19 protein-coding genes and 2 pseudogenes are annotated in these 13,183 nt (G+C 59.2%); 6 read left to right on the top strand and 15 right to left on the bottom strand.

Annotated features, from left to right (window positions below):
• Nucleotides 1–13: 13 nt before the first annotated feature.
• Complete coding sequence (locus tag M2397_RS14380; RefSeq protein WP_131700637.1) at nt 14–994, bottom strand: Gfo/Idh/MocA family protein; 981 nt, start codon at nt 992–994, stop codon at nt 14–16.
• Nucleotides 995–1,120: 126 nt separating this feature from the next.
• Between M2397_RS14380 and M2397_RS14375 the strand changes: the two genes are divergently transcribed.
• Nucleotides 1,121–1,483 (top strand): NUDIX hydrolase, encoded by a 363-nt coding sequence (locus M2397_RS14375; protein WP_131700636.1) that lies wholly within the window; start codon nt 1,121–1,123, stop codon nt 1,481–1,483.
• 160 nt (nt 1,484–1,643) lie between these two features.
• Here M2397_RS14375 and M2397_RS14370 read toward each other — a convergent pair whose 3' ends face one another.
• Genes M2397_RS14370 through M2397_RS14355 form a run of 4 tightly spaced genes read right to left on the bottom strand, consistent with a single transcriptional unit; the run spans nt 1,644 to nt 3,457 of the window.
• Entirely contained in the window at nt 1,644–2,117 is a 474-nt protein-coding gene (locus M2397_RS14370; RefSeq protein WP_145337265.1) for a periplasmic heavy metal sensor, read from the bottom strand.
• Nucleotides 2,114–2,539 (bottom strand): hypothetical protein, encoded by a 426-nt coding sequence (locus M2397_RS14365; RefSeq protein ID WP_131700634.1) that lies wholly within the window; start codon nt 2,537–2,539, stop codon nt 2,114–2,116. Before M2397_RS14365 ends, M2397_RS14370 begins: the two co-directional genes overlap by 4 nt.
• A complete protein-coding gene (locus M2397_RS14360) occupies nt 2,536–3,114 on the bottom strand; it encodes an RNA polymerase sigma factor (protein ID WP_145337264.1) in 579 nt (192 codons plus the stop codon). The genes M2397_RS14365 and M2397_RS14360 overlap by 4 nt, the downstream gene beginning before the upstream one ends.
• A 31-nt stretch (nt 3,115–3,145) precedes the next feature.
• Nucleotides 3,146–3,457, bottom strand: coding sequence for a YXWGXW repeat-containing protein (locus tag M2397_RS14355; protein ID WP_184745855.1), 312 nt, complete (start codon nt 3,455–3,457; stop codon nt 3,146–3,148).
• Between the two features lie 226 nt (nt 3,458–3,683).
• Between M2397_RS14355 and M2397_RS14350 the strand changes: the two genes are divergently transcribed.
• Both M2397_RS14350 and M2397_RS14345 read left to right on the top strand, forming a co-directional pair.
• Entirely contained in the window at nt 3,684–3,824 is a 141-nt protein-coding gene (locus tag M2397_RS14350; protein ID WP_167655452.1) for a hypothetical protein, read from the top strand.
• 116 nt (nt 3,825–3,940) lie between these two features.
• Complete coding sequence (locus M2397_RS14345; RefSeq protein WP_131700631.1) at nt 3,941–4,885, top strand: sensor domain-containing diguanylate cyclase; 945 nt, start codon at nt 3,941–3,943, stop codon at nt 4,883–4,885.
• A gap of 267 nt (nt 4,886–5,152) precedes the next feature.
• Here the strand turns inward: M2397_RS14345 and M2397_RS14340 are convergent, their stop codons facing one another.
• From M2397_RS14340 to M2397_RS14315, 6 genes and pseudogenes are all read right to left on the bottom strand, one after another.
• Nucleotides 5,153–5,413, bottom strand: coding sequence for a hypothetical protein (locus M2397_RS14340; RefSeq protein ID WP_167655451.1), 261 nt, complete (start codon nt 5,411–5,413; stop codon nt 5,153–5,155).
• Between the two features lie 4 nt (nt 5,414–5,417).
• A complete protein-coding gene (locus M2397_RS14335; protein WP_259243743.1) occupies nt 5,418–5,864 on the bottom strand; it encodes a GNAT family N-acetyltransferase in 447 nt (148 codons plus the stop codon).
• An 89-nt stretch (nt 5,865–5,953) separates the two neighbouring features.
• On the bottom strand, nt 5,954–6,283 hold the full coding sequence (locus M2397_RS14330) for a hypothetical protein (protein WP_026136677.1): 330 nt from the start codon (nt 6,281–6,283) through the stop codon (nt 5,954–5,956).
• Nucleotides 6,284–6,295: 12 nt separating this feature from the next.
• Nucleotides 6,296–6,589 carry a hypothetical protein gene (locus tag M2397_RS14325; protein ID WP_405046438.1) on the bottom strand — a complete coding sequence of 98 codons (294 nt, stop codon included), beginning with the start codon at nt 6,587–6,589 and terminating at the stop codon, nt 6,296–6,298.
• Nucleotides 6,590–6,612: 23 nt separating this feature from the next.
• Nucleotides 6,613–6,954, bottom strand: a pseudogene (locus tag M2397_RS14320) (TonB-dependent siderophore receptor); the annotation flags it as partial.
• 218 nt (nt 6,955–7,172) lie between these two features.
• The gene (locus M2397_RS14315) at nt 7,173–7,610 is read right to left on the bottom strand and encodes a DUF3995 domain-containing protein (protein WP_131700628.1); all 438 of its coding nucleotides are present in this window, start codon (nt 7,608–7,610) and stop codon (nt 7,173–7,175) included.
• Between the two features lie 92 nt (nt 7,611–7,702).
• On the opposite strand from M2397_RS14315, the pseudogene M2397_RS14310 reads away from it, so the two are divergent.
• A pseudogene (locus tag M2397_RS14310) lies at nt 7,703–7,804 on the top strand (DUF2946 domain-containing protein); the annotation flags it as partial.
• 113 nt (nt 7,805–7,917) lie between these two features.
• Here the strand turns inward: M2397_RS14310 and M2397_RS14305 are convergent.
• Both M2397_RS14305 and M2397_RS14300 read right to left on the bottom strand, forming a co-directional pair.
• Complete coding sequence (locus tag M2397_RS14305; protein WP_184745859.1) at nt 7,918–8,934, bottom strand: ABC transporter substrate-binding protein; 1,017 nt, start codon at nt 8,932–8,934, stop codon at nt 7,918–7,920.
• Nucleotides 8,935–9,067: 133 nt separating this feature from the next.
• Nucleotides 9,068–9,517, bottom strand: a complete 450-nt coding sequence (locus M2397_RS14300) for a hypothetical protein (protein ID WP_177409513.1) — start codon at nt 9,515–9,517, stop codon at nt 9,068–9,070.
• Between the two features lie 792 nt (nt 9,518–10,309).
• Here M2397_RS14300 and M2397_RS14295 point away from each other — a divergent pair.
• Nucleotides 10,310–10,540 carry a hypothetical protein gene (locus M2397_RS14295; protein WP_065927941.1) on the top strand — a complete coding sequence of 77 codons (231 nt, stop codon included), beginning with the start codon at nt 10,310–10,312 and terminating at the stop codon, nt 10,538–10,540.
• A gap of 72 nt (nt 10,541–10,612) precedes the next feature.
• The gene (locus M2397_RS14290) at nt 10,613–10,849 is read left to right on the top strand and encodes a DUF2789 domain-containing protein (protein ID WP_027606523.1); all 237 of its coding nucleotides are present in this window, start codon (nt 10,613–10,615) and stop codon (nt 10,847–10,849) included.
• A 107-nt stretch (nt 10,850–10,956) separates the two neighbouring features.
• On the opposite strand, the gene M2397_RS14285 is transcribed toward M2397_RS14290, so the two are convergent.
• Nucleotides 10,957–12,189, bottom strand: coding sequence for a methyl-accepting chemotaxis protein (locus tag M2397_RS14285; RefSeq protein WP_405046436.1), 1,233 nt, complete (start codon nt 12,187–12,189; stop codon nt 10,957–10,959).
• 546 nt (nt 12,190–12,735) lie between these two features.
• Nucleotides 12,736–13,140 (bottom strand): TraR/DksA C4-type zinc finger protein, encoded by a 405-nt coding sequence (locus tag M2397_RS14280; RefSeq protein WP_003191666.1) that lies wholly within the window; start codon nt 13,138–13,140, stop codon nt 12,736–12,738.
• Between the last annotated feature and the right edge of the window lie 43 nt (nt 13,141–13,183).

Genomic DNA, 13,183 nt, shown 5'->3' with positions numbered 1-13,183 from the left:
ATTCCTTGAAACATCATCCAGGCAGATTGGGATTACGTTGCAGCACCTTGTCCAGGATCCGATCGGTCTTCAATGCCTCGATCGCCAGCGACGGGTGCTCGGCTTCGCCGCGAATATGCGCGTTCATGGCAAGTACGTGGTGCCATTGGATATGTGCGTGGCACGGGACTTCCAGCACCTCATGCGTTTCGCCCTCCAGGCGCAGCGGTTGGTCTTCGAACACCGAGAACTGAATACGTCCCCGGCTGCCGATCAACTCCACTCGATCCTCCCGGCGATCAGCGACAAAGTTCCAGCAGCCCATGCCCAGTGCGCCAGAACTGAATGTCCAGCAGGCCGTCACGGCGTCCTCGGCCGCATAGTGCCCGGCCTGTCGCGCAGTAAAGCCCGAGACCTCGACGATGTCCCCGGCCAGGTATTGGAACAGGTCAAAACCGTGGCTGGCCAGGTCGGCAAAGTAGCCGCCACCGGCAATGGCCGGGTCGGTACGCCAGTTGGCGGCGCTGGCATCTTCGGCGGCCGGCGGCTTGCACAGGGTCCAGGTCAGGTGGCGTAACGTGCCGATGCGCCCTTCCTGCAGCCACGCGCGCACTTGCTGGAAGCGCGGCAGCGAGCGCCGGTAGTAGGAAACAAACAGGTGCAGCCCGGCACGTTCGAAGGTGCGCTGCATCAGCGCGCTCTGTTCGGCGTTCAGCGACATCGGCTTCTCGACGCAGCAATGCTTGCCGGCCGCCGCCACCATCAGGCTGTATTCCAGGTGGCTGTCGGGCGGCGTGGCAATGTACACCGCGTCCACTTCGGGGTCGTTGATCAACGCCTGGGCGTTGGTGTAGTAACGGGCAATTCCATGACGTGACGCATAATCGCGCACAGCGTCCTCGCGCCGCCCCATCACGGCCACCAGCGCCGAGCCTGGCGCTTTGTAGAAAGCGGGTCCACTCTTCAACTCAGTGACACTGCCACACCCGATCATGCCCCAACGTACGCTGCTCATCTGTTTTCCTCGTCCGTTTTCATCAATCGAGCAGTATCCACATCCCCATCGCGGCGCGCCATAACCACTTAGCATGACAATTGCATTACACTTTTATGACACTCATCCCGCTGCGGGGCACAGACGATGAAAATACGCGCAACGGTCATTTGCGAACACGAAGGGCATATCCTCTTCGTGCGCAAGGCCAGATCAAAATGGGCCTTGCCGGGTGGCAAGGTCGAACGCGACGAGCGCCCGGTCGGTGCGGCCGAACGGGAGCTGGAAGAGGAAACCGGGTTGAACGTGGACGGGTTGCTGTACTTGCAGGAGCTTAAAGCCCGCGACACCGTGCACCATGTGTTTGAAGCCTCGGTGGTGAATATCGCGGATGCACGGCCTTTGAACGAGATTGTCGATTGCCAGTGGCACCCTTATGGCGCCGTGGACGATATAGACACTACCGACGCCACACGTCATATCGTCAAATCCTTTCTACGCCGCCTGTAAATACGCACTCGACCTGCTGTCGATTAATCCTTGTTTACCAAGCCCGCTTTGCAGTCTTTTCAAACCAGGCGCTGGGGGCGCTTCGCACCCCAACGGGAGCAAGCTCCCTCGCCACGGGGACAGTGCTCGTCCTTAACCGAACGACTTCAGGTCTCGCAGCTCACGACCGAGGTTTGTTGCCTGCCGACTTTGCCTGCCCGCGCATGTACAAGGCCTCTACCAGCTTCTGCCGTTCATCCTGGGGCAAGGTATTGGCGAACTGCGCCAGGGTGCTGTCCACCAGCGCCCGAAGGGCCATATCGGCCTCCCGTGCCTTGGCCAGCTCTGCAACCAGTGCTTCACGGTCCAGGCTCGGCGCTTCCAATTGCTTGATCACCCCCAACCGCGCTTCACGCCCGGCCATGATCAGCGGCTGGCTGTCGTCGCGATTGTGACGCAGCAGTTGGCGCAGCTCCCTGCGTCGCTCCGGTGGCAACTTGACCATCGCCTGACGCAGGCCGTGCGGGTTGACCACCACTTCGGCGGGCGGGGTGTTGGCCATCCAATGGTAGAGGCCACCACCGACGCCGCCGATCAAAAACACGTTGAGCAGTACCGAAACGAGCAACCACGGCTTGAGGGATCTGGCGGTCATTGTTCGGTTTCCTCGGCGTTGACGCTGAAGACGACTTCCGCGTCGCCTTGATCGAAGACGCTGGGCAGCACTTCGGAAGACAACATCGGCAGCGGCACGCTCATGGACGCCACCAGCATCCCGGTGACGATGCCGGCAATGCCCACGCCGACAAGGCCAGCGGGCGATAACCAGTTGGCATAGCGTGACCAGAATGAGCGTGGGGCGGATTGGCGTATCTGCCGGACCAGCGCCGGGTCGGGGAATGCAAGTTGATGGCTGTCCAACTGGCTGTCGAGCCAACGTGCCTGCTGCAAGGCTTTACGCGCGTTCACATTGCCACTGCGGAGCAATGCCTGGGCCGTTACCCGTTCAGCCTCGGGCCAGCGACGCAGGTCCGCCCCATAGACGTCGGCCAGATAAACAAAGCGTTCGGGTGTCATGATTTTCCCCTTCCTGGGCGGGCAAGCCCGGGTGTGTCGGCAAGTTGGCTGCGCAACTGGCGTCTGGCCCGCGACAGCAGGCTCTCCAGTGCCTCGACGCTGATATTCATCAGGGCCGCGGCGTCGATGTTCGACAGCTCCTGGTAGTACTGCAACACGATGGCTTCGCGCTGGCGTTCGGGCAAGGCCGCCAATGCGGCGGCCATGCGTGCACTGCGGTCCTGGGTCTCCAGCTGCTCTTCAGGCGATGGCGAGCTGTCTGCCACTTCCAGCGCCTGCGCGTCGCTTAACGGGCGCTCCTTGCGCCGCCGCAAGCGGTCGTGGCACAGGTTCAGCGCGACCCGGTGCAGCCAGGTGTCGAAACGCGCCTCGCCACTGCGCCAGTGGGCGGCCTGGCGCCAGATGCGCAGGAAGCTTTCCTGGGCCACGTCCTTGGCCTCGTCGGCGTCTCCCAGGAGACGACCGGCGAGCGCCAGCAAACGCGGGAGTTTGCGCGTCACCATTTCGTTGACGGCGGCAGGTTCGTTATTGCCGATACGCGCCAGCAGCTCGACGTCCGGATCAGGGTCTTTCAATCGGGCGGTTCTCAGGGCCAAGGGTCAGGGTTCAGCGGATCCAATGCCCTTCGCGCCAGTACCAGTTCGGGCCATGGGCTTCCCAGTGACCCGGCTCCCAGCGCGCGTGACGCATCACGGGCTGCCAGTGGCCCGGCACCCAGCCATAAGCGCGCCCTTCCCAACGCCAGTGGCCAGGATCCCAGGCATAACCGGGGCGCTGGGCCGGGATCATTTCCACGCGCTGCGGCGGCGGCGCCTGCTGGATGATGATTTCGGTCTGGGCAAAAGTCGGGGTGCTGACAAACGCGGCGAGGGCCAGCGGAGCAAGCAAGGCAAAACGCAATGTGGCCAGGGGTCTCATGGCAACTCCTTCATGCAACACGCGAAAGTGCAGGTTGCTGATGGGTTGAACGACGCGTGCGCAAAAAATCCGTCGCGGGCTGCGCAGATTTATTTTCGGGCAGTGTTCGAAGGCAGTATTGCCCAGAGGATGACGGGGCTTGATGAAATATCTGAAAGCTTCGCGACGGATTCAGGCAGGCCGCAACGTTGAAGGATTAACCCAGGTCAATCCAAGAGGAAACACCATGTACCGTCGACTTACCCTGCTGGTTGCCGCTTTGCTGATCGTCTGCCTCAGCGGCTGCGTGATCGTGCCGGAGCACCGTCATTGCTGCTGGCGTTACTACGGCGCACTGGATACACCAAGCCATGCTGTCAATAGCTAGCGGGCCGCCACAATGCCCGCCCCTCGACCTCTCGTCTGCTGCCTCGGCAAGCGCTTGACTCCCACCGTCGATCACACGACGCTCTGGGCACTTAGCCATCATTCGAGCCGTCCACCATGAGCATTGCCCCTCCGAGCCAGCCCGACAGCGATGTATACCGGACACTGCTGGAGTCGACCAAGGCCATACCCTGGCGCATCGACTGGCAGAGCATGACCTTCAGCTATATCGGCCCGCAGATCGAAGCGCTGCTGGGCTGGACCCCGCAAAGCTGGGTCAGCGTTGACGACTGGGTCTCGCGCATGCACCCGGACGACCGCGAATACGTGGTGAATTTCTGCGTATCGCAATCCCGTGCCGGGGTGGACCATGAGGCGGATTACCGGGCGCTGACGGTGAACGGCGACTATGTCTGGATTCGCGACGTGGTGCACGTGGTGCGCAAGGACGGCGAAGTCGAGGCGCTGATTGGCTTTATGTTCGACATCAGTGAACGCAAGAAGACCGAAGAACACCTGGTGCGCCTGCAAAAGCAACTCGAGGAATACTCCTATCAGGACGGCCTCACCGGCATCGCCAACCGGCGCATGTTCGACACCATGCTCGAGCGCGAATGGGCCAGCGCCCAGCGGAGCCAGTTGCCGCTGTCGTTGATCATCCTGGATATCGATTTTTTCAAGCAGTACAACGACCACTATGGCCACATCAAGGGCGACGAGTGCCTGCGCCAGGTCGCGCGTACCCTGTCACTGGCCGCCAACCGGCCCCGGGACTTCATCGCACGTATCGGTGGTGAGGAGTTTGTGTGGTTGCTGCCGGAAACCGATGCGGCGTCGGCCAGACAGGTGGCACAGCGCTGCCTGCACCTGATCTGCCAGCAACAGATCGAACATGGCTGTTCAGCGGTATCGAACCTGCTGACTCTGAGCCTGGGCGTGGGTACGCACATCGTCAAACCCGACAGCTCGATGCTGGGTTTTGTCGAAGACGTCGACAAGCTGCTTTACCAGGCCAAACGCAATGGGCGGATGCGTGCGGAGTATGCAGAAGGTGAAGTTTGACGCCGGGGGTTAAATCCCAGGCAAAAAAAATCCCAAGTAGCTGATGGAAACTTGGGATTTAAAAATGCATAAACCGTGGGAGGTGAACGCCCGGCTATAGTAACGAGTGTAAAAAGCTGTAACAAGAAAATTTTATATCCTTTCGTCGGATTAAAAGCGGTGTAAGTCCTTCAATAACCACATGTTTTTTAAGGTAGTGACGTATATGAGTGCCACTTTTTGGTGCAACTACCGTCGATATTTCCACTTATAAAAAAGGGTTATTAGTTAAGGCGGCATGACACTCTTCGACCCGTTCGCTCTCAATTGCTTGCAGGTATCGCGAAGTTCGAGGCCACCGGATGTGGCCACACTGGCGACTCGCTCAATCTGCTGGCAAAGTGCCAAACGCTCGGCCGCTTCTTCGCGCTGGCGATCCGCCTTGGCGTTGAGTTGCACGAAATAGCCCCCCAGCACCACCGCGACGAGCAGCACGCCGACCGCGAGGAAGCGCAAGCTGGCGGGCGATGGGTGTCCTGCCGGGCTCATCGGCTTACCCTCCCCTGCTCTTCTGATAGCGAACGTCGTCAGCCTCGACCCGCTCCACCACCGACCAGCCCAAGCGCCGGTAGAACCCGTTGGCGCGGATTTCGTCGCGCCCGTCTGTGATCAGAAACAGCGTGTCGTGGTGTTCAAACAATGCGGCCTCTGCCACCGCCATCAGCTTCCGGCCCAGGCCCAGATTTTCATGAGAGGGCAATACGAACATCGCAAATACCTCGCCCTCGGCCAGATCGACCATGGCAAAGGCTGCACGCACACCGTCCACTTCGGCGACCCACGCGCAGGGTGCTTCACGGATGCTGTCGGCCAGCATCTGGGGCGTAATGCCCAGGTCCGCCATCTGCGCGACACTCAAATGGTTTTGCACCACCGAAGTGCGGATGGCAAACAACGCGTCGATATCGTCCAGCGTCGCAAGGCGAATAACCGTGTGCATACAAGCCTCCTCTATCAGGAGCGCAATTGTATGCAAATGGAAACACGCGTTTGTCGTGGATTTGTAAGCCGGCGCCGGCGAGTAGGGTTTTACTTGCGTGCCACTTTGTAACGCACGCAATCCTGGTAGAAACTCTGGCGAATCGCTTCGGGCTTGAGCCGTGAACGACTGTCATATGTCTGCTCGGTGATGCCCATGGCCATCATGCGCATCCAGGATTTATTGAACTTGATGGTCTGGATCTTCTGCCGCGCAGCGTACAGCGACACCCCCGACAGCTTGAGCTCTTGGGCCCTGGCGGCCGTGCCGGCGCCCCAACTGCACATGTACTTGTCACCCTCGCGCAGCTCCCGTGCCTGCACGGCAGCCGCGCCGCCGGCCAGGGAGCAGGCGATCAGCATGATTCCAACAGTGCGCATTTGCTTTCCCACCTAACCACCTGAAAATAAAAGCGATTCTGGCGAGAATTTTGTTACAAAGGGGCCATTAAATTGCCTTATCGGCGTGCCATCACCACTGGTAGGTCGCGCTGAAGCAGTGTGGCGCGGTACCGCGTAGGTGGTGATGCCCTCAGCGTTAATGGCCGGGTCTACGCCGATATCGTTGATGGGCGCATAACGCACGGTGTCATTCGACTTGCTGATGCGGTTATCCAGGTAAGCATAGGCCGCCGTGTTGTCGTTGAGACTGGCCTTGCTTTCCAGCTCAAAACCACGGGATTGCACTTCGCCGTCCTGGCTCTGGCAGCGGCCGGCACCGAACCGTAGAACGCGCCCTTGGGGTCCTTCTGGAAATGCCCGAGCAAGGTCAGCGAGGTGCCTTCGTCGGCCGCCAGGTGAACGCGCTGGACAACGACTGGCGACGGGTTTCGGTGTGTTCGACCTGGCCATCGGCATCGTCGAAAAGCCCCGCCACCCGTTAGGAATACACGCCTTGATGGTCAATTGGTCGAGACGCGAAGCCGTGGCGCCGCGGGTTTCCGGGAGGACTGCGGCGCTGTAGCGCAGGTCTGGTTGAGGCTCTCGGCATTCTGCGCACGCATCTGTTCTTTGGTGACGAGGGAGATCATTAATTTTTTATCAGCTACCGCCCTTATTATATTTAAGAAGGCAAAAATCATTATATGCAACTAACATTAGATTTTTCCGACAACTAATATATCGGAAAAGTTGAATCATTCGAACTATTGGCCGAGTGACCGAAAACATAGGGAAGTGTTATGCCTATCTACTTTACTGAGCGTTGCGTGAAGCCAACTTTCTTTTCTTGCATCCCGACTCAATACTATTTGATCAGGACGTAACCCCCTCACCCCCACGCCACCACCAACAGCCCCACCCCCAACACCAAACACAACGGCGAATAAAACCACGTATCCAGCCGCGCAAACCGTGACCCGCCGACCTTCTTGAAAAACCCCACCAACTCCGAATCCCCAATCGCCCTGGCAAACATCAGCAGGGCAATCGCGCTGATGCCCCATTGCAACGCCGCATGGGATACCGCCGAAAAGTACAGCCCGGCCCGCAGGCACACCAGCAGCGCAATGCCTACCAAGCCCATCGCCACCAGAAAGGTACCCAGCGCCGAGGGCTTGAACGCAGGGCGAGGCCCGCTGGCGAATTCGCCGGGCAGTTGGGGGATGGCGGCGAGGCTGCCGAGTTTGCCGCCGGCAGCCCAATACAGGTGCACCATGCTGATGCAAGTAAAAACGCCGACGATCCATCGTGCGATGACAAAACTCATGGCGGGTTCTCCCTGAAAGGTGCGAAACAGGATAGTCGCCCTGAGATTTTTTGCAGGTATTTCGTCGGCGGCTGATAGTAAAGTGCCGCCCCATAAAACTCGCCCGTGCCGACCGCTCGCTCATTGCCTGGATGCTCTATTGCTGCGTCCTGTTCAATGTGTTCGCCTGCGGTATCGGCCACGGGCAGAGGGTTCGCTTGAGCTGGCGGTGCAAACCAGATGCTAAAGCGGCAATGCAAAAAAAATGTGGAAGGAGCACCGCCCCTCCCACATTTCTGGATCTCCGCTCGGTAAGTAAGCTTCGTGCTTACTTCAAGCTCGCCTCAACCTTCTGCGCCACATCCTCGGTCAACCACGCCTTCCACACCTCTGGATGTTCCTTGAGAAACGCCTGGGCCATCTCCCGAGGCGCGGTGTGGTTCTCGCTCATGGTCGCCAAGGCTTTATTCAGCGGCTCAATCGGCAACTCAACCTTCTCGAAAAACTTGGCAATCTGCGGATACTCCTTCTGGAACGGCGTGGACACGCCAATACTCAGCTTGGATGCCAACGACCGCGTTGGCTTCGGATCAGGGTTATCCGCATCCGTCAGAGTCTTCCAGGCCTCGGCATCGAACGGTGGTTCTTCCAGCTGGATCAACTTGTAGCGTCCCATCAACGGCGTCGGTGACCAGTAGTAGAACAACACCGGTTTGCCGCGACGGATCGACGAGGCGATTTCGGCATCCAGTGCAGCTCCCGAACCGCTGCGGAAGTTCACGTAGCTGTCATCCAGGCCGTAGGCCTTGAGCTTCTGTTTGTTGACCACTTCCGAGGTCCAGCCGATGGGGCTGTTGAGGAAACGCCCCTTGCCTGGGGATTCCGGGTCCTTGAACACGTCCTTGTAACGCGCCAGGTCCTTCACGCTCTTGAGGTCCGGCGCCAGGGGTTTGATACCTTTGGCCGGGTCGCCCTTGACCACATACTCCGGCACCCACCAACCCTCGGTGGCGCCTTTGACCGTATCGCCCAGGCCCACCACCTTGCCTTCGGCCTCGGCCTTGACCCACACCGGGCTGCGGCCGGCCCACTCTTCACCAATGACCTGGATGTCGTTCTTGGCCAGGGCGGTTTCCAGGGTGATGGTGGTACCGGGCAAGGTGTCGGTGGGCAAGTCGTAGCCCTTCTCGACGATGACCCGCAGTATTTCGGTGATCAGGCTGCCGCTTTCCCAGTTCAGATCGGCAAAGTGCACCGGCGCCTGCGCGGCCGAAGCTGGCAGCGAAGTCACGGATAAACTCAGGGTCGTCAGCGATGCAGCCAACAGCGTTCTCAATCCTTTCATGCCCTTGCACCTCGCGATGTCGCAGCAAACAACGAACGGCTTTGCTGTCTATGCGCGAAGCCTCTGAATAGTTAAGTCAACTCAACTGTAGTAGAGGTTCCGGGAGATAGGAGATGTTCGCAGTATTTACCGATTATTCACTGGCCTTGAACGTCACCAGCTCACCCTTGCGCCATTTGGCGGCCTTGCCGGTCACGGCCTTGAGGGTTTTGGTCAAGCCTTCCTGCAGTTGTTCATTGGCGGCAAACACCAGCATCACACTGTGGCCTTCCTTGAAGACGATGCCCTGGCCCTCGGTCGAAGACACAAAGGCGTAGTCGCCCAAGCCATACACCGTCAACTTGATATCGCGGAACTTGAGTTCGAACTTGCCACCTTCGCGACTGGGCAATACCGCAGCACGGAAATGGTCACCCACTTTGAGCTCCAGACGGGGCTTGTCATCCACCACCATGGCCGCTTCGGTATCGATTTCGGCGATGTAGATGCCTTCCGGCGTCTGCTCAGTGATGTAAACAAAACGGGATTGAAACTGCTTGACCAACTTTGCGCGCAAATCACCCAGCACGAACAACGCGTGCATATCCAGATTACTGACTGCCAAGGAAACGCCCCCATATAGAAAAAAGCACTGTCCGCCAGAGCGGGCAGCACAAAGAAACGGCCATCTCGGCACGATCACACAACACATTCATTGAAAAACTGAAGAAGACCCCGTTGCTGCGCCCAAAGCCCCGGACGGGCATGCACGATGGGCCTAGCGCAGGGACATCAGGCATCGCAGGAGATCACAGGTTCAATAACCAGAGAATACCGGTCGACCCGCTTCAGAGAATAACACTATTAAAAACGCAGTTTCCGACAGCTCATACAAACAAAAACATCTCGGCGCGGAACCAGGTGCGGGCTGCCGACGACAATACTAAAACAGCAACACGGGTCAACACCACCTGTAACGCTGCTGGTAGGTCAACAAGATCGACAGGAGCTGACAATGCAACGACGCCCATACGACGCTACGTCTTCCCGCACTCGCTCATCATGTCAGGACGAACGACAATACTACTGCTTGCGCACTCCCAACGGGTACCCCAATACCGTTCTTTACCAAGTTGTACCCGCCGGAAGAAACTTCTTCCATATCCGCGAAGTTACCAGTGGCAGAATCAAAGGCTTTCGCAGCGACCACATCGAGGCCTGTGAACTGGCCAAGCGGCTGGAAGCCTCACTGCACGACGGGATCGTTTCGTCACCCGGATGACTTTACTGCGCCGCAGCCCTTCAACAACTGCCATACTGGCCTGTCCATTGGAATTTGCCCCCGCACGGGCCAGGTTTCATCAGTGCAGTTGGTTACCTCGAAGGGAAGGCTTACGTGACGGAATTTGATATTGGCGAATTTTTCATCCATGGCGACGCAAGGGAAGTAGACGGTGAGTTTCAAGCAGTGATCGTGATGCGCGCCAAGCCACCGTTGACTACCGTCACGACGCACCAGGTCGAAAAAGACCGTTGGTTCAAGACCCTCGATACCGCCGCCAGCGCCGGAAAAGAATCCGCGCAGGCACTCAAGGCTGCAGTGGATTCAGGGGCACTGACCTCCTGACAATCCGATCGAACTCTACCGCGCCACAAGCCTCCCATGCATAACGATCCTGAAACCCGCACGGAGACTGACATGGATGCGCCAATACCTACACTCGAAACGTTATTTGAACAACTGGGCCTGGACTCAACACCCGAAGCGATCGATGCCTTCATCGTCGCGCACCCGCTGAGTGACGACGTGAAGTTGATCGACGCGCCCTTCTGGACGCCGCAACAGGCTCAGTTCCTCAAGGAAGAACTGCGTGAAGACGCCGATTGGGCCATGGCGGTGGATGAGCTGAACCAGCGCCTGCATCAACCGCAGTAATCCACCCAATGCCGGCTGCCTGACCGCAACGGGCGCAATAGCGCTTGCCAGGCAGCCTGTATTTCCCCGCTGCTTCCCGACTGGCGAAGCACAGACAGCAACAATCCCTAGCGCACAGCCTTCGCCCCCTCCGGCTTATACCCCAGGCGCAAGCCACCCCAATGCCGCCCCCGGACCATGATCGGCACCGACAAGTCGTGCATCAACTCGCCGGTATCGCGGGTGTAGGTCTGCAATAACACCGCTTGCTGGTGGCTGCCGCAGCGGATCCCGGTGCGGTCATCGAACTTGCGCTTGGTGCGGTTCTGCACCGCGTCGACCTGGGCATCACCGGTCAGCGCCTGGGAAAACGCCTTGTTGTGCGTCGGCACATACCCCTGGGGCGTGCAGGCAATGGCAAACACCAAGCCTTCATGGCGTGGCAACAGCGCTTCCTGGATGGCCGGCAGCACCTGATCGGTGTAGCCATCGAACCGGCTGTGGTACTTGCTCGGGCTGGTGTTGGGGATCAAGGTGTAGCTGCGGTCGAACAAATCATCCAGGCTGATGCGATTCTGCTGTACATCGGCTTCGAATTGCGCGGCAATCCGGCTCGCGCCTTCGCACGCCAGGTCGTAGATGCGCTGGTGATAGTCATCCAGCCCGACTTCCGCCAGGCGCTCACTGATCGTTTCGGCCTGCCCTTCCATCTGCACAGCGGCCTCGGCCAACTGGCGGGTTTGCTGGTCACTGACGATAAGGTCGCTGCGCATTTGCTCCACGGCGTGGAAGAGGCTGTCGAGTTGAACGCGGTTGTCGTCGGTGCCCTGGGCGATTTCATTGACCTGGCCTTCCACACCCGCCGCCAGGCCGGCAATGTTCTCCAGGTGCTCGCCGGCGTGCTCCACCTGCTCGACACCGGTGTGCAAGTCTGCCGAGAGCTGGCGAATCTGCTCAACCACCTGGGCAGTGCGTTGCTGGATATCCGCCACCATCACCCCGACTTCATCGGTGGCCGTGGCAGTGCGGCCCGCCAGCCCACGCACTTCATCCGCCACCACGGCGAACCCGCGACCGTGTTCACCGGCCCGCGCCGCTTCAATCGCGGCGTTGAGCGCCAGCAGGTTGGTCTGGCTGGCGATGGACTGAATCACCAAGGTCACCCGCTGGATTTCTTCACTGCGTTGGCTCAGGGCTTCAATCAACTCTCGACTGGCATTGGCGCGCTGGCTGAGTTGATGCATACGAATGATCGACTGGGCCAGCACTTCACGGCCTTCAGTGCTGCGTTGATGGGCCTGGCTGGCCGCCTGCAGGGCCTCGCGACTGAGTCGAGAGGTGACCTTTTCGGTACTGATCATCACCTCGGCACTGCTGACGATCTGCTTGGCCGCGCCCAATTGCGATTGCACACGAGCCGCCAGTTGCTTGACCGAGTAGGCTACGCCGGCAGCGGAAAGTGCGTTATGGCTGGTGGTATAGGACAGATCACGGGTCAGCTCGCCAATAGCATCGGTAGTGTCGGGCGGTGCCGTGCGGGATGTGCGGTTCATAAGGCTTGGCAGCCAGATCACCAGCAAGGCTATGGGCAGGCAGAGATATATCGGCAGGCTGGCAAACCCCAGGCCCAGCAGTACCAGCACCATTGCGGCGCTCTGCAAGAGCGGCATCAACCAGCCGGGCAACCCACGCACCACCGGTTGCGGTAGCACTGCTGCGCCCATCAGAGATCCGTCTCCAGCCATCTTCGTCACCCCACCGCTTGTCATTATTGTCCCTGCATTAAACGCCACTATCGAGCCATTATCCATGGGCCTTTAGTGGGGTAGCTTGCAGCAGATCAATAGACGAGGGCGTAACGGTCTTTCTCCGGGGGACCGCGCAGGCGATCCCCCAGCTTCAGCGCATCAGGCTTGGCGCTGGTGCTTGTCGATCTGCTCGTGACGCTCTTGCGCTTCGATGCAGTATTTGGTGGTAGGACTGATCAGCAGGCGCTTGAGGCCAATAGGTTCACCGCTGTCATCGCACCAGCCGAAGGAGTCTTCCTTGATGCGTTCCAGTGCACGCTCAAGCTGCGGCAGCATGCGCTGATCGCGGTCGATGGCGTTGACCAGCCAGGTGCGCTCTTCTTCAACGGAAGCGGCGTCGGCCGGGTCGGCCGGGGTGTCCAGGCTTTCAATGGCGATGCGGTTCTGCTCAATGCGCTCGTGGTGCTCCACCTTCATGTCTTGCAGCAACTTCTCGAAAAAAGCGTGCTGTTCGGCATTCATGTAGTCATCCGCCGGCATGGCCAGCAACTTTTCCTTTGTCATTGATTTCTCTATAAAAAATACGTGCATTAAGGCGAATAAGGGA

The organism is Pseudomonas sp. BIGb0381, from assembly GCF_024809815.1.
GTDB lineage: Bacteria > Pseudomonadota > Gammaproteobacteria > Pseudomonadales > Pseudomonadaceae > Aquipseudomonas.
This window is presented reverse-complemented; position numbering and strand designations above follow the sequence as displayed.